16 protein-coding genes and 1 tRNA gene are annotated in these 13990 nt (G+C 58.1%); 9 read left to right on the forward strand and 8 right to left on the reverse strand.

What is annotated here, in order from left to right; translation table 11 throughout:
- Nucleotides 1–243: 243 nt before the first annotated feature.
- Entirely contained in the window at nucleotides 244–1509 is a 1266-nt protein-coding gene (locus HMPREF0178_RS07545; protein WP_009368179.1) for an O-acetylhomoserine aminocarboxypropyltransferase/cysteine synthase family protein, read from the reverse strand.
- A 312-nt stretch (nucleotides 1510–1821) separates the two neighbouring features.
- Here HMPREF0178_RS07545 and HMPREF0178_RS07550 point away from each other — a divergent pair, with 312 nt between their 5' ends.
- The 3 genes from HMPREF0178_RS07550 (at nucleotide 1822) to HMPREF0178_RS07560 (ending at nucleotide 5002) form a co-directional block, all read left to right on the forward strand.
- Nucleotides 1822–2694: a methionyl aminopeptidase gene (locus HMPREF0178_RS07550; RefSeq protein WP_009368180.1), complete on the forward strand. Its 873-nt coding sequence runs from the start codon at nucleotides 1822–1824 to the stop codon at nucleotides 2692–2694.
- Between the two features lie 175 nt (nucleotides 2695–2869).
- A complete protein-coding gene (locus HMPREF0178_RS07555) occupies nucleotides 2870–4018 on the forward strand; it encodes a toxic anion resistance protein (RefSeq protein ID WP_009368181.1) in 1149 nt (382 codons plus the stop codon).
- A 3-nt stretch (nucleotides 4019–4021) separates the two neighbouring features.
- Complete coding sequence (locus HMPREF0178_RS07560; RefSeq protein WP_009368182.1) at nucleotides 4022–5002, forward strand: 5-bromo-4-chloroindolyl phosphate hydrolysis family protein; 981 nt, start codon at nucleotides 4022–4024, stop codon at nucleotides 5000–5002.
- A 95-nt stretch (nucleotides 5003–5097) separates the two neighbouring features.
- Here the strand turns inward: HMPREF0178_RS07560 and HMPREF0178_RS07565 are convergent, their stop codons facing one another.
- From HMPREF0178_RS07565 to HMPREF0178_RS07590, 6 genes are all read right to left on the reverse strand, one after another.
- Nucleotides 5098–5394, reverse strand: coding sequence for a helix-turn-helix domain-containing protein (locus HMPREF0178_RS07565; protein ID WP_039958850.1), 297 nt, complete (start codon nucleotides 5392–5394; stop codon nucleotides 5098–5100).
- Nucleotides 5395–5401: 7 nt separating this feature from the next.
- The gene (locus HMPREF0178_RS07570; protein ID WP_050809266.1) at nucleotides 5402–5683 is read right to left on the reverse strand and encodes a helix-turn-helix domain-containing protein; all 282 of its coding nucleotides are present in this window, start codon (nucleotides 5681–5683) and stop codon (nucleotides 5402–5404) included.
- The gene (locus HMPREF0178_RS07575; RefSeq protein ID WP_050809267.1) at nucleotides 5680–5943 is read right to left on the reverse strand and encodes a helix-turn-helix domain-containing protein; all 264 of its coding nucleotides are present in this window, start codon (nucleotides 5941–5943) and stop codon (nucleotides 5680–5682) included. The genes HMPREF0178_RS07570 and HMPREF0178_RS07575 overlap by 4 nt, the downstream gene beginning before the upstream one ends.
- Nucleotides 5936–6181, reverse strand: a complete 246-nt coding sequence (locus tag HMPREF0178_RS07580; RefSeq protein ID WP_039958852.1) for a helix-turn-helix domain-containing protein — start codon at nucleotides 6179–6181, stop codon at nucleotides 5936–5938. The genes HMPREF0178_RS07575 and HMPREF0178_RS07580 overlap by 8 nt, the downstream gene beginning before the upstream one ends.
- A 39-nt stretch (nucleotides 6182–6220) precedes the next feature.
- The gene (locus HMPREF0178_RS07585) at nucleotides 6221–6418 is read right to left on the reverse strand and encodes a helix-turn-helix transcriptional regulator (RefSeq protein WP_009368183.1); all 198 of its coding nucleotides are present in this window, start codon (nucleotides 6416–6418) and stop codon (nucleotides 6221–6223) included.
- A gap of 80 nt (nucleotides 6419–6498) precedes the next feature.
- Entirely contained in the window at nucleotides 6499–6732 is a 234-nt protein-coding gene (locus HMPREF0178_RS07590) for a helix-turn-helix transcriptional regulator (RefSeq protein ID WP_009368184.1), read from the reverse strand.
- Between the two features lie 113 nt (nucleotides 6733–6845).
- Here HMPREF0178_RS07590 and HMPREF0178_RS07595 point away from each other — a divergent pair, with 113 nt between their 5' ends.
- Entirely contained in the window at nucleotides 6846–7544 is a 699-nt protein-coding gene (locus HMPREF0178_RS07595) for a helix-turn-helix domain-containing protein (protein ID WP_009368185.1), read from the forward strand.
- A 117-nt stretch (nucleotides 7545–7661) separates the two neighbouring features.
- Here the strand turns inward: HMPREF0178_RS07595 and HMPREF0178_RS07600 are convergent.
- A tRNA-Ser gene (locus HMPREF0178_RS07600) sits at nucleotides 7662–7751 on the reverse strand.
- A gap of 593 nt (nucleotides 7752–8344) precedes the next feature.
- Between HMPREF0178_RS07600 and qrcA the strand changes: the two genes are divergently transcribed.
- The 5 genes from qrcA to HMPREF0178_RS07625 all read left to right on the forward strand — a co-directional run bounded on the left by qrcA (nucleotide 8345) and on the right by HMPREF0178_RS07625 (nucleotide 13834).
- Nucleotides 8345–8986 (forward strand): menaquinone reductase multiheme cytochrome c subunit QrcA, encoded by a 642-nt coding sequence (gene qrcA, locus HMPREF0178_RS07605; protein ID WP_005027967.1) that lies wholly within the window; start codon nucleotides 8345–8347, stop codon nucleotides 8984–8986.
- A 10-nt stretch (nucleotides 8987–8996) separates the two neighbouring features.
- Nucleotides 8997–11099: a menaquinone reductase molybdopterin-binding-like subunit QrcB gene (gene qrcB / locus HMPREF0178_RS07610; protein ID WP_009368186.1), complete on the forward strand. Its 2103-nt coding sequence runs from the start codon at nucleotides 8997–8999 to the stop codon at nucleotides 11097–11099.
- A gap of 12 nt (nucleotides 11100–11111) precedes the next feature.
- Nucleotides 11112–11879, forward strand: coding sequence for a menaquinone reductase iron-sulfur cluster-binding subunit QrcC (qrcC, locus tag HMPREF0178_RS07615; RefSeq protein WP_005027971.1), 768 nt, complete (start codon nucleotides 11112–11114; stop codon nucleotides 11877–11879).
- Nucleotides 11880–11883: 4 nt separating this feature from the next.
- Nucleotides 11884–13140, forward strand: a complete 1257-nt coding sequence (qrcD, locus tag HMPREF0178_RS07620) for a menaquinone reductase integral membrane subunit QrcD (RefSeq protein ID WP_009368187.1) — start codon at nucleotides 11884–11886, stop codon at nucleotides 13138–13140.
- Nucleotides 13141–13345: 205 nt separating this feature from the next.
- Entirely contained in the window at nucleotides 13346–13834 is a 489-nt protein-coding gene (locus tag HMPREF0178_RS07625) for a CvpA family protein (protein ID WP_005027973.1), read from the forward strand.
- Nucleotides 13835–13990 lie beyond the last annotated feature (156 nt).

Below are 13990 nucleotides of genomic sequence, written 5' to 3' on the forward strand. Positions count from 1 at the left end.
CCCAAACCCCCATCCCCCCTTTCTCCAAAGACTTTCATCCTTATCGAATCCCTCCCCTCAGCCTTACCTTGAGGCAACAGTCCAAGGCACTCTCTTTTTTCTTCAAAAAGAAAAGACAAAGAAGAGGAAAACCTCCCAACAGGGATTCGATAAAGACGAAAGTTTTAGGGGGATGGGGGTGGAGTTTGGGGAGGGGGAAGGGCCCCTTTTCCAAAAGGGGCCCTTCCCCCTCCCCAAGTCAACTTACGCCTTCGCCAAAGCCTGTTCCAGATCGGCGAGGATGTCCTTGATATTCTCGATGCCGACGGAGAGCCGCACCATGCCGGGGGTGATCCCGGCGCTGACAAGCTGCTCGTCGGTGAGCTGGCGGTGCGTGGAGCTGGCGGGATGCAGCACGCAGGTACGGATGTCCGCCACATGCACGAGCAGGGAGGCCATCTTGAGGCTGTCGATGAACCGGGCCCCGGCTTCGCGCCCGCCCTTGAGCGAGAAGGAAATCACGCCGCTGCACCCGTTGGGCAGGTATTTGGCGGCCCGCTCCTTGTAAGGGTTACCCTCCAGCGTGGGGTAGCTTACGGACTCGATCTTGTCGTGCTTCTCGAGCCAGTGGGCGACGGCATCGGCATTCTGGCTATGGCGCTCAATGCGCAGGGGCAGGGTTTCAAGCCCCTGATTGATCAGAAAGGCCCCGAACGGCGTCTGGCAGGCACCCATATCCCGCATCATCTGCGTACGCGCCTTGACAATATAGGCAGCCTTGCCGAATGCCTGCGTATAGATGGTCCCGTGATAGGAGTCGTCGGGCTCGGTGAATTCCGGGAACTTGCCGTTCGTCCAGTCGAAGGTGCCGCCGTCCACAATCACCCCGCCCATTTGCAGGGCGTGCCCGTCCATGTATTTGGTGGTCGAATGCACCACGATGTCCGCCCCAAATTCAATGGGGCGGCACAGAACCGGCGTGGCGAACGTGTTGTCCACGATCAGCGGCACGCCGTTCTTGTGGGCGATGCGGGCGAACTTTTCGATGTCCAGCACTTCAATGCTCGGGTTGGCGATGGTCTCGCCGAACAGCGCCTTGGTGTTGGGGCGGAACGCCGCCTGAATCTCGTCTTCGGAGGCTTCCGGCGACACGAAAGTCACTTCAATGCCAAGCCTCTTGAGCGTCACGGCGAACAGGTTCAGCGAGCCGCCGTAGATGGCGGAGGAACTGACGATATGATCCCCGGCGGCGGCAAGGGTCAGGATGGAAAACGTGGTCGCGGCCTGCCCGGAAGCGGTGCACAACGCCCCTACCCCGCCTTCCAGCATGGCGATCTTCTGCTCGACGGCGTCCACGGTGGGATTGCCGAGACGGGTATAGAAGAACCCGGCTTCCTCAAGGTCGAACAGCTTGCTGACCTGCTCGGTGGACTCGTATTTGAACGTCGTGCTCTGACAGATGGGCAAAGTCTGCGGCTCGCCGTTTTTCGGGGAATACCCGGCATACAGGCATTGCGTTTCGATTTCCATTGTTCTCTCCGTTCAAGATGTTTCCCTCCGCAACCTGCGGACGGGGGCGCTTCGCATTCCCGGCGGCGTTTCCCGTTGGTATCCGTCCTTTCCGGACGGCGGGGCATCTCCGCCAAGGGGCCGTAAATGAAGCGTGTTGCCGCGTGAAGTGCACGCTATATCACTATACCTTGATATGTCAATTTAAAAACAGCCTCTTCCGCCCGGATTCGACAATGCGGGCCGGGCGGAGTATGCTCTGCTGGCTTTTTGTGCGGGATTTCCTTCTGTTGCGTCCCTTCCCCGCACAGCCCAAAGAGATCGGAGAAAGACGTGGATCAGAAACGAAACCGCAAGACGCCAAGCTGGTGCGGAAGCCGCAAACGCAAGGCCGCACGCACGCCATACGACGCCCGGATCACCGAATACGCCCATCAGGGGCACCTTGTCCCGCCCAGAAGCATCCTCAAAACGCCCGAACAGATCGCGGGCATCCGCGAAAGCGGCAAGATCAACATCGCCGTGCTTGACCATGTGGCGGTGCACATCAAGGCGGGCATGACCACCGCCGAAATCGACAGGCTGGTTTTCGAAAAGACCAAGGAGCTTGGCGGCGTCCCCGCCCCGCTCGGCTACCGTGGATTCCCCAAGAGCACCTGCACCTCCATCAATGAGGAAGTCTGCCACGGCATCCCCGCCGACGATGTGGCGCTCAAGGACGGCGACATCGTCAATGTGGACGTCTCGACCATCTACAACAGCTACTTTTCCGACTCCTCGCGGATGTTCTGCATCGGCACGGTCAGCAAGGAAAAGCGCCAGCTCGTGGACGTGGCCCGCGAATGCGTGGAGCTGGGATTGCAGGAAGTGAAGCCGTGGGGCTTCCTCGGCGACATGGGGCAGGCCGTGCACGACAACGCGAAAAAGCACGGCTACAGCGTGGTCCGCGAAGTGGGCGGGCACGGCGTGGGCATCCGGTTCCATGAGGAGCCCTTCGTCAGCTACGTCACCAAGCGCGGCACGGACATGCTGCTGGTTCCGGGCATGATCTTTACCATCGAGCCGATGATCAACATGGGCAAGGATGCCATTGTCCTGGACAAGGCGAACGGCTGGACGATCCGCACGGCGGACGGCGCGCCCTCCGCGCAGTGGGAAATCATGGTGCTGGTCACGGAAGACGGGCACGAAGTGCTGGCGTACTGAACTTTCATGGAGGCCGCCTTCCCGATCCGGGCGAAGGCGGCCGTCCTCAGCATCTCTTGCACCGTATCCGATACCGGCAGGCCCCCGCGCTTCGTCGAGAAGGACAGGGAGTCCTTGCCGTACCACTGCCGCTCTGATACTGAGAGGCATACTGTCTTATGAAAGAGAGCCTGTTATGGAAACATCTGCCACCACGATTGTTGTCCCCCCGACGGCTGAGGAGCAACGCATCGCATCCATCGCCGATTCGATAAACCTCGCCGATCCCTCCCTGACCGTCACGTATGGGACGGAGGCCATGCAGGGCATCTCCCGGTTCGCGGACGATCTCCTTTCCCGCGTGCAGGCCAAGGATTCCGGGGAACTCGGCGAATCGCTCACCAACCTTATGCTCAAAGTGAAGGATGTGAACGTCTCGGAAGTCATGGGCTCGCCGGGGTTCCTCCAGTCGCTGCCGCTTGTGGGCTCTCTGTTCTCTTCCGCCAAGCGCACGGTGGCGAAGTTCAACACACTTTCGGAACAGATCGAAATCATCGTCGACAAGCTGGACGAAGCCATGATCGGCCTGCTCCGCGACATCGAGACGCTTGAGATGCTCTATGAGCACAATGCGCGGTTCCACGCGGAATTGACGGCGTACATTGAAGCGGGCAAGCGCAAGCTGGAAGAGGCGCGTACTGTGGAACTGCCGCGCCTCAAGGCGCAGGCGGATGCGTCCGGCGATCTCATGGAGGCGCAGCAAGTCCGCGACCTTTCGGAGCAGATCAACCGTTTCGAACGTCGGTTGCACGATTTGCAGCTTTCGCGGACCATCACGGTGCAGACCGCACCGCAGATACGCATCATCCAGAGCAACAACAGGACGCTGGCGGAAAAAATCCAGACCAGCATACTCGCCACCATCCCCATCTGGAAAAGCCAGATGGTCCTCGCCCTTTCCCTGCACGGTCAGAAGAACGCGGCGGCGCTTCAGAAGACCGTCTCCGACACGACCAACGACATGCTGCGCAGCAACGCGGAACTGCTCGAACAGGCCGCCGTCGATACGGCCCGCGAGGTGGAGCGTTCCGTGGTGGATATTGAAACATTGCGCGAGGTGCACGAAAAGCTCATCGGCACCATAGAGGAAACCCTGCGTATCGCACAGGAAGGCCGGGAACGGCGGGCGGCGGCTGAAAAAGAGCTGGCCGTCATGGAAACGGAACTCAAGGACAGGCTTACCTCGTTGGCCGCACGCAAAAGCCGGGAAGAAATCGCCGCCGCATCCGGAACGGAAACGCGGCAGAGCCCCCTCGGACAGGGCGGCACCGGCTCCGGGGTGTAATCCATGCACGAAGGCGAAAAGGAACATACGGTGGTCGGACCGAACGCCGAGGAACCGAAGGGTTCGTTTTGGGATGCGATACGTCGGTTCTTCAAGCGTATCCTCTTTCATATCAGCGCGTTCATCATTGGGGCGATTCTGTCTACCCATGTTCCGCAAATACATCCGGGCGAGGCCGCCCTTGGCGTCTACCTTGGCCTTATCTGCATCGTCGCGCGCGGCGCATCCCGGAAACCGTCGTGGCTCGTCCCCGCCGTATCCGGTGCGGGGCTGGCCGTCTTGCTGATCCTTTTCGGTATGCCGTTCCCGTATGCGCTGTTCTGGGGAGGCTTGCAGTCATGGGTACAGCGCCTTCTGGTGAAGTCCTTTCGCATGGGCACGGAATGGGTTCCGTTCTCTCTGCTGCTCATCATGGCCTTCTCAGTGAGGCAAACCCTTTCCCTGCCTCTTGCCATGCTGTTTTGCGCCCTCCTCGCCGGAGGACAGGGCATCCTCTGGGCCGTGGCCCGCAAGCGTGCGGCGGAACTGGCACCCAAGCCCAAACCGGAACCGAAGCCAGAACCAGCCCCCTCCCCGGATGAACCGGCGTCCATGAAGGCATCCCGTACTTCCCTCGCGGGACTTGAAGGCAAGCTGCCCGGCCTCCCTGCGGAGACGCAAGCCTCCGTGCGCGCCATTATGCAATCCGCCAACAACATTCTGGGCTGCATGGCTACTGATCCGCGAGATGTGGATCACGGCGCGCGATTCCTCAAGCGCTACCTCGCCGCCACCCACGGCATCGTGGATACGCACCTGCGTTTCGCCCACGACAAAGACATATCCCCGGATGTCGCCAGCGCCCTTGCCCGGAGCAACGACATGCTCACCCGGTTGAAGGTCGCCTTTGCCAAGGAGCACGCCCTGCTCCTGCAAAACGACGTCACCGACTTCTCCGCCGACCTCAAGACGCTCGACACGCTGCTCAAAATGGACGGCAACTAGCAGGAGAGCGAGCCCCGACAAAAAACGAAGCGAGCCGATGAAAATATTCATCGGCTCGTTTTATTTTGCACGGAACGGCGCCACGGAAAAGGCTCTCACTCCTGCGGGGAGACATGACTTGATAAGGCTTGTTCTGTCCACAACAAAAGAGTGGAGGCGGGAACCCCATACATTTCACCCAACAGGATGAGCACATTTATTGAGGGAAGAATGATGCCCCTCTCCATGCGAGATACGTAGGATCGCTCTGTCCCAAGAGCTATGGCTACTTGCTCTTGAGAAAGCTTGGGAATGGATTTCCGGGCTTTCTTCAGTTGCTCACCAAGAGTGGCCTTGAGATAGGGAATTTTTTTCACTGTAAAGAAATTGTTTGTGCCGTCGTTTTCCAGCACTGTTCCATTAAGGCCATTCCTTACTCGCTTCAGGCTCTTTTATTACTGGGATGGGAGGCATCAACTCAATTGTTTTACGGAATAAAATACAAGGATCTATCTCAAGAGCATGGGCGAGCATCACAATTGTGGACAGTACAGGCTCGTTTTCACCCTTTTCGAGCTTAGCCAGCTGCTGTGAAGTGCGTCCGATCAGCTTTGCCAAGCGGTATCGTGAGATACCTTGCTCAGTCCGGGCAGCAAAAACGACTCCCCCAAAAGGGCATGGCGCTTTTTTCAACTTTCTCATTCAATAGCCGTTATCAAATCTTGCTGGATATGCATGGCTTTTGCCGCCTCATTCACCAAAGTTCCCGGCTCCATACCCAACGCATGGGCAAGCAAAATCAGCGTTGAAAGTTTGGGTTCCCTTTCACCGCGTTCAATTTGGCTGATCTGCTGAATGGAACGCCCTGCCAGCCGTGCAAGCCGGTATTGCGTGATACCACGCTCTTCACGGGCGGTTACGAGAATTTTTCCAAACGGGCATGGAGAAGATTTCTTACTCATCTTCTTCCAAGCGCATCAGCCGATCCATTTCGTTCAGCAAGTCACCGGGAGAAATGCCAAGCCCCCGTCCAAGACGAATGATCATCCGGGCTTTGGGCTCTCGCTTGGAGTTTTCAAGCTTATTCAGGTATTCCTCAGCGATACCTGTTCTTTTGGCAAGCTGGTATTGCGATATCTGGAGAGACTCCCGGATATTAACAAGTGCCGCTCCGAATAGACATTGTTTTACATTTCCCATTTTTTTACCGGGAAAACGAGTTCAACTGTGGTGTTACACCTAGTCTTCATCAAACAAGTCCTTGATTTTGACATCCAGTACCTTAGCCAAGGCATCAAGTGTGGATAGCTTACATTCATAGATCAATATACCCCGAGCCCTATTTATTGTCTCTCCAGCGATACCAGAGAGCTCAGAAAGACGCCGATAGGTAAGCTTCTTCTCTTTCATGAGTTTTGCAAGGTTACTCTTCACCATTAGTGTATCCTCTTATAAGAATGCACTAATTTATCGGAATAACGACGCTTCAGTCAGCACTAATATATTAGATTATACACTCACTCTTCCCTCTTCTCCACTCCCACCATTTCATTTTGAACTTCATCGAACAGAGCTTTAAGCTCCACCCCTAAAGCCTTGGCGAGGGCATCTAATGTTGACAGCCTGCATTCGTAAATAAACGCACCTCGCGCTCTATAGATAGTTTGCCCGGCAACCCCAGACAGCTCTGTGAGCCTTCGATAACTTATCTTCTTTTTATCCATTATTTTTGATATATTACTCACGATCATCGGTGCACCTCCAAAAAATTTGCACCAATATATCGAATTAACAATTTACACGTCTGCACTAATATATTAGATTTAAATACATTCTCATCAGGGAAATTCTTTAGAGGGAAACAATGAAAAAAGACGTTTCATATCCAGACGTGATCAAGCGTATTCAAGCGGCTACACATACCCGGAGCCAAACTGAATTGGCGTCCTTACTTGAAATTAGCCAATCCAGCGTAGCCGAAGCCAAGAGACGGCAAGCCATTCCAGCGGACTGGTACCTGAAATTGTTTGAAAAACTGGGAGTGAATCCCGACTGGCTCAAGAAAGGCAACGGCCCGGTATACCTGCGCACAGAGGCCGGATACGTCCCCAGCGACGGGGACGGGCCGCCCATAGATCCCGGCTTGTTGGGATCGCCTCTGGCGCAGTCGGCGCTTGCCCCGGTGTACGCCATGTGCGGCGACAGCACGAAAACCGGCTCACCAGCGGCGGCGCTTCAACCGATAGGAAAGATCGCCCTCCCCAAGCCATACGCCCGAGAAGGGATCCTTGTTCTGGAAATGGACAACGAATCAGTCGCCCCCACAGCGCGCTGCGGCGCTTATGTCGGCATCGACACAGCCGCAAGCAGTCCCGCAAGCGGTGAACTGTTCGCGGTACTGCTTCCCTATGAAGGGATCATCTTGAGAAGGCTGGCTTGGGATAGGAAGGAAAAATGCTTTGTGCTGCGGGCGGAAAACCCCGCTTACCCGGAAATTCGGATTCAGGAAGACCTGACGGGCCGGATTCTTGGACGGCTGGCGTGGATCATGCAGAAAGTCTAGGCGGGGAATTGCTGAAGCTAGGGCTTGCCGTATTTCGAACTTCCCTAAAAAAGAACGGTCTATAACGTATCTATTCAATACGTTATAGACCGTTCTGGAAGATTCTGGTTTTGAGTTTGGCGGAAGGGGAGGGATTTGAACCCCCGGACGCCTCACGACGTCAACGGTTTTCAAGACCGCCGCATTAAGCCGCTCTGCCACCCTTCCGCTCATGCCGCTCGTCAAGCGAACGCCAAGTACTGAACGTCATAAAGCGGAGCGGCCCGTGGGTCAAGTGGAAACAGAGGCGCCTCCCCGCCGCCGAACCGCCTTGTTTTTCCCTTCCTTCCCTTGCGGTTCCCGTAGAAGCTTTCGATTTCATAAAAATCTCATACCGTTTTTTTACATTTTTTTAGCCTTTCCAATACGGGTGATATATTGTACGGTATGACGATTTTGACAGAATTCGCATACTTCGAGAAAAAAAGCACATTTCGGACCCACCCAGAATATCCTGAAAAAGGAATGCGTTCCGCAAGAACGCTTTTCAGGAACCACATGCTTTTTTGATCGGACGTTTTTTGTCAGGACGGCATGTTCGGCCGACGGCGGCCGACCGGGGCCACATGTTGCCAAGCGCTTGCCATGCCTTGCGTCTTGACACGTGTTTGCCCGGTCGCCTACACCATGATGACGGTGAAAAAGCGCGTCCGTTCCCCTGTGGGAAGAGGGCGCCAAGGACGGTTTTCCTGTCGCATGACGTGTCGCGGCCAAGAGGCGAATGGTTTTCAGCAACACAACCATTTCAAGAGGCGAAGGGTATGGAGGATAGGCAGAACAACGCGCCTTCCCACGAGAAGGCCCGCAGTCTGGCAAAACGACTTGAATTCGGTCCCGCACCGTTCATCGTCGGTCTTGTCGTTGCGCTCGTGTTTGGCTGGTGGATTTTCCCGGAACTTTTGTTCAGCAGACAGGATCAACCCGTGCAGTTCAGCCATGAGACGCATCTTAAGGATGCTTCTCTGGACTGTTCGGTCTGTCACCATCTCCGTGCGGACGGGACGTTCGACGCCCTGCCCTCTACAAAGGACTGTGCTGTCTGCCATTCGCAGATGCTCGGCAAAAGCGAGGCCGAACGGGTCTTCTTCAACGAATACGTCAAGAAGGGCAAGGAAGTGGACTGGAAAGTCTACCAGAAGCAGCCTGACAACGTGTTCTTCAGCCATGCCGTGCACTCGCTGGCAACCTGTAACAACTGTCATGAGTTCTCCGAGCGGGAGCTTTGCTCCACGTGCCATCTCGACATGGCTTCCAGCAAAAAGCCGCCCGTGTTCCGCGAGAACAGGATCTCCGGCTACAGCCAGAACACCATGAAGATGTGGCAGTGTGAAGCATGTCATGCCAATCCCAATCACCTTGGCAGCACCAATGCCAGCAACGCATGCTTTGTCTGCCACAAGTAAGGAGACGCCAATGCTTGACAGACGAGGCTTTCTGAAATTCATCGGCGGGGCCGCCGTGGGTACGCTGGCGACTCCTGTGGTCTGGAAGGGTTTGGACGACATCTCCATCTGGTCGCAAAACTGGCCGTGGATCCCTTCCCTGCAATACGGCAATCACGAAAACACCTATGTCCGCACGGTCAGCAAGCTCTGTCCCGCCGCCGGAGCCACCAAAATCCGTCTCGTGGGCGGACGTCCCGTGCGCGTCCTCAGCGATCCCGAGAGCCCGCTTGGCGGCGGCGTCTCCGCGCTGGCCGTCACCGAAGTCCAGATGCGCTACAGCCCGGCCCGCCTCAAACGGCCCCTGCTCCGCAACTCGGACGGCGGCTACAGGGAAATCTCGTGGGAAGAGGCTGAAAAGCTGCTGCTCGAAAAACTCGCCGCAGCCAAGAAGCAGACCGAGCACGACAGCGTGGTCTGCATTTCCGGCGACGAAAACGGCACCATGAATGAACTGCTCGCGGGCTTCGCCGCCCAGACCGGTTCAGGCCGCTTCTTTGCCATGCCCAGTGACGCGCAGGCCACCGCGCAGGCGTGGAAGCTCATGGGCGGACGCGGGCGCGTCGGCTTCGACATCCCCAACAGCGACTATGTGTTCGCCGTCGGCGCGAACGTGCTGGAAACGTGGGGCTCGGTGGTCGTCAACCGCCACGCGTGGGGACAGGCACGTCCCGCAGGCGCCGAACCCGCCATGCGTCTGGCCTATGCCGGGCCCGTGCAGAACAATACGGCCGCGGGCGCCGATCTCTGGCTGCCCATCAAGCCCGGCACGGAACTGTTCCTGCTCCTCGGCGTCGCCCGCCAGCTCATCAAGGACGGCGTGGCCGCCCCCGCCGGAGGGCTGGATGACTTCGCGGCGCTGGTCGCCAAATGGACCCCGGAAAAAGTCTGCGAAATCACGGGCCTCATGCCCGAACGTTTCGCCGCCGTCGTCGACGGGCTCAAAAAGGCCAAGAAGCCTCTCGTGGTCGTCGGTTCCGACATGGATCAGGGCGGCGGCACCGGCCCTGTCCGCATCGGCATGGCGATCAACATGCTCCTCGACCGCGTGAACAAGGAAGGCGGGATGCGCATGATTCCGCTGGCTCCCCCGGCGGTCAACGGCGCGGCGTCCTACGATGTGCTCATGCAGGGCGATCTCGTCCGCTACGCCGCCGACATGGCGCAGGGGAACATGCCCGAAGTGGGCGTGCTCATGGTCTATGAGGCCAACCCCGTCTACGCCCTGCCCGGCAAGGATATTGAAGCCGTCTTCAAGAAAAGCGACTTCTCGGTGGCCTTCACCTGCTTCTTCGACGAAACCGCCCGCCGCTGCGATCTCGTGCTGCCCAACGCCCTCGGCCTCGAACGCTACGACGACGTGGCCGAGCCCTTCAGCTACGGCAAGTTCGTGTACGCGCTGGTCCGCCCCGTGGCCGAGCCGCTCTATCAGGCCCGCCCCGCCGGCGACGTGCTCATCGACATGGCCTACAAGCTCGGCATCAACCTCGGCGTTTCCGACGTCGTGACCATGCTCAAGGCCAAAGCCTTCAACATCGGCGCCGACTGGGGTTCCCTGAGCGACGGCAACGTCTACGTCAGCGACATTGTGGTCCCCAACAAGACGTTGGCCTACCGCTTCAGTCCCGACGACCTCGTTCTCGTCGAGAAGGCCGAAGCCGCCGCTGCCTCCTCCGGCAAGGAGCTGGCCGTGGCCTTCGTGAGCAAGCTTGGCCTCGGTACGCCCGAAACCGCCATTCCGCCCTTCAACACCAAGCTCATTACTGACGATGAGCTGGACAAGAACATGCTCGTCGCCGCCGTCAACGGGGCCACGCTCAAGAAGCTCGGCCTGTACGAGGGCAACCGCGTCGTCCTGGCCAGCAAGGCCGGGAAGGTTATGGCGAAGATCCGCGTCTTCGAAGGCGTGACCAACGATACCGTAGCCTTGACCATGGGCTTCGGGCATACGGCTTTCGGAGAGTTCAACGACGGCAAGGGCATGGATGTTATGGCCCTCGTCACGCCCTCTTCCGAACCCGGCTCCGGCCTCTCCGTCTGGAACGATACCCGCGTGAACGTCGCCCAAGCATAAGGATTCGTAATCATGTCCGAAGTGAAAGAATTCGACATCAAATGGACGATGGTCGTCGATCTTGACAAGTGCACGGGCTGCGGCGCCTGCATGGTGGCCTGTCAGGCCGAAAACAATGTCGCCCCCAACCCCGACGGCACGAACAAGGTCCGCTCCATCAACTGGATGAAGGTGTATCGCCTCTCCAACCATAAACCGTTCCCGGAACACGACACGGCCTACCTGCCCCGTCCCTGTATGCAGTGCGGGAAGCCCTCCTGCGTGTCCGTCTGCCCCGTCGTCGCCACCGACAAGAACGAGGACGGCGGCATCGTCAGCCAGATCTATCCCCGCTGCATCGGCTGCCGGTACTGCATGGCCTCATGCCCTTACCATGCCCGTTATTTCAACTGGTACGATCCGATCTGGCCGGAAGGCATGGAAAAGACCCTCACCCCGGACGTTTCCGTGCGTCCCCGCGGCGTGGTGGAAAAATGCACCTTCTGCCATCACCGTTGGATGAAGGCCAAGGACAAGGCCATCGCCGAGGGGCGCAACCCCTATGAGCTGGCCGACGGGGAGTATGTGACTTCCTGCACCGAGGTATGCCCCAACGGCGCGATCTCCTTCGGCGATTCCAAGAATCCCGAACATAAGGTGTACGAGCTGATCCGAAGCCCCCACGCCTTCCGCCTTCTGGAGCGCCTGGGGACCGACCCGCAGGTGTACTACCTGAGCAAGCGCGAATGGGTGCGCCGTCAGGGCGACAACTACCTGGAAAACGAAAAGACCAAGGGGTAGGTCAATGGAAGTGAAAAACTACAACCAGCCCGTCGACGCCTCCCTCTTCCCTGAAGGGTGCCCGCGTTGTTCGCTGCTGAAATTCCTGCTGCATCTTGTTCCCGTGGCCGCGGTCGGCCTGTGGGGCGCTTATGCCGCCTTCCGCGTCCTGGCCCACGGCCTCGGCGAGACCGGCCTTGACGACTACTTCGGGTTCGGCCTCTGGATCACCTTCGACCTCGCCGTCATCGCCCTCGGCGCGGGCGCGTTCTTCACCGGCGCGCTGCGCTACCTGCTGAACATCGACGCCTTGAAGAACATCATCAACCTGACGGTCGTGGTGGGTTTCCTGTGCTACTCCGGCGCCATGCTGGTGCTCGTTCTCGATATCGGCCAGCCGCTCCGCGCATGGTTCGGCTACTGGCATCCGAACGTCCACTCCATGCTGACCGAAGTCATCTTCTGCATCACCTGCTACTGCACCGTGCTCATCATCGAGTACGTGCCTCTAGCACTGGAAAACCGGCAGCTGGCGAAGAACAGGCTCGCTCACGCCATCGCCCACAATTTCCACCTGATCATGCCCCTGTTCGCGGGCATCGGCGCCTTCCTGTCCACGTTCCACCAGGGCTCCCTCGGCGGCATGTACGGCGTGCTCTTCGGCCGTCCCTACATCCTGCGCGACGGGTTCTTCATCTGGCCGTGGACGTTCTTCCTGTACATCCTCTCCGCCGTGGGTTCCGGCCCCATGTTCACCGTGCTCGTCTGCACGTTCATGGAAAAGCTCACCGGCCGCAGGCTCGTCTCCTGGGACGTGAAGCAGCTCATGGGCAAAATCGCCGGGACGATGTTCACCATCTACATGGTGTTCAAGCTGGCCGACACCGCCGGTTGGGTCATGGACATCCTGCCCCGCTCCGGCATGACCTTCGATCAGATGTTCCACGGCTGGATCTACGGCAAGTGGCTCCTCTTCGCCGAGCTCGTGGTCTGCGGCGTCCTGCCCGCATACCTCCTCTTCTCGAAGAAGTGCCGCTCCAACCCGGCGCTGTTCTACCTTGGCGGCATCCTCGCCTGCGTCGGCGTGACCATCAACCGTTACGTCATGACCGTTCAGGCCCTCGCCATCCCGGTCATGCCCTTCGACACGTGGGAATTCTACAATCCCAACTGGGCCGAATGGGGCGCGTCCTTCATGGTCATCGCCTACTCGTGGCTTTGCCTTGCCATCTCTTACCGCTATCTTCCCATGTTCCCGCAGGAACGTGAGCTGAACAAGTAGCAAAACTGGGGAGGGGAGAGGGAACCCTTCTGAAGAAGGGCTTCCCTCTCCCCTCCCCAGACCCCACCCCTCTCCCTCCTAAGACTTTCGTGTTTTGGATCGGGGAGGCTCAAAGCGTATTCCGCATGATGACGCTGTGATCCGCCGGATTGCAGCGTTTGCCGTACCTGCCCCTAAGCGGGAAGACCCTCAACCCCTTTTTTCTATGACGCTTCCTTACGACCTGAATATACTGGATGTCGTGCTGCTTTCGGTCATCGCCCTGTTTACCCTGCGCGGCGCGTTGCGCGGCTTTCTTGATGAAGTGGCGGGGCTTGTGGGCATCCTCGGCGGCGTCTGGCTCGCCGGGCGCTATTATGGCGAGCTGGGCCGCATCTTTTCCCAGTACACGACGTCCCAATGGGTCTATATCGTCGCCTATGTGCTGATCCTCTGCATGGTGATGTTCGTCATCAGCATGATCTCCCGCGCCCTCCATTCGTTTCTCAAGATGGCCTATGCCGACTGGATCAACCACCTCGCCGGGGCGGCCGTGGGCGGGCTCAAGGGGTTCCTCATCTGCGCCGTCATGGTCACCCTGCTCACCTACTTCATCAACGATGCCGATTTCATTAAAAAATCCCGTATGATCCAACCGATCAAAGAAACAATCGTCGTCTTCAAGCAGTTCCTCCCCGAGCAATATCGGAAATAAGAGAGAGTTCCACGAAACAGATAAACCTGAGTAAGAGAGTTAGCCATCTCTTTGAGAGGGTTTTCTTCTTTCCGTCGGAACGAACTCCCTCCGCGCAGCCTCCCCACCAGTCGAAAATCTTTGGAGGATGAGAGGAGGGGGTGTGGGGGGAGGGGA

It is taken from the genome of Bilophila sp. 4_1_30 (assembly GCF_000224655.1).
GTDB classification, from domain to species: Bacteria; Desulfobacterota; Desulfovibrionia; order Desulfovibrionales; family Desulfovibrionaceae; genus Bilophila; species Bilophila wadsworthia.

Coding starts and splice junctions, on each gene's coding strand:
- HMPREF0178_RS07585 (WP_009368183.1), bottom strand. CDS start 6,418: ATGGTGAAGAGTAACCTTGCAAAACTCATGAAAGAGAAGAAGCTTACC.
- qrcB (WP_009368186.1), top strand. CDS start 8,997: ATGCTTGACAGACGAGGCTTTCTGAAATTCATCGGCGGGGCCGCCGTG.
- HMPREF0178_RS07570 (WP_050809266.1), bottom strand. CDS start 5,683: ATGAGAAAGTTGAAAAAAGCGCCATGCCCTTTTGGGGGAGTCGTTTTT.
- qrcC (WP_005027971.1), top strand. CDS start 11,112: ATGTCCGAAGTGAAAGAATTCGACATCAAATGGACGATGGTCGTCGAT.
- qrcA (WP_005027967.1), top strand. CDS start 8,345: ATGGAGGATAGGCAGAACAACGCGCCTTCCCACGAGAAGGCCCGCAGT.
- HMPREF0178_RS07575 (WP_050809267.1), bottom strand. CDS start 5,943: ATGAGTAAGAAATCTTCTCCATGCCCGTTTGGAAAAATTCTCGTAACC.
- HMPREF0178_RS07625 (WP_005027973.1), top strand. CDS start 13,346: ATGACGCTTCCTTACGACCTGAATATACTGGATGTCGTGCTGCTTTCG.
- HMPREF0178_RS07555 (WP_009368181.1), top strand. CDS start 2,870: ATGGAAACATCTGCCACCACGATTGTTGTCCCCCCGACGGCTGAGGAG.
- HMPREF0178_RS07580 (WP_039958852.1), bottom strand. CDS start 6,181: ATGGGAAATGTAAAACAATGTCTATTCGGAGCGGCACTTGTTAATATC.
- HMPREF0178_RS07545 (WP_009368179.1), bottom strand. CDS start 1,509: ATGGAAATCGAAACGCAATGCCTGTATGCCGGGTATTCCCCGAAAAAC.
- HMPREF0178_RS07590 (WP_009368184.1), bottom strand. CDS start 6,732: ATGATCGTGAGTAATATATCAAAAATAATGGATAAAAAGAAGATAAGT.
- HMPREF0178_RS07595 (WP_009368185.1), top strand. CDS start 6,846: ATGAAAAAAGACGTTTCATATCCAGACGTGATCAAGCGTATTCAAGCG.
- qrcD (WP_009368187.1), top strand. CDS start 11,884: ATGGAAGTGAAAAACTACAACCAGCCCGTCGACGCCTCCCTCTTCCCT.
- HMPREF0178_RS07560 (WP_009368182.1), top strand. CDS start 4,022: ATGCACGAAGGCGAAAAGGAACATACGGTGGTCGGACCGAACGCCGAG.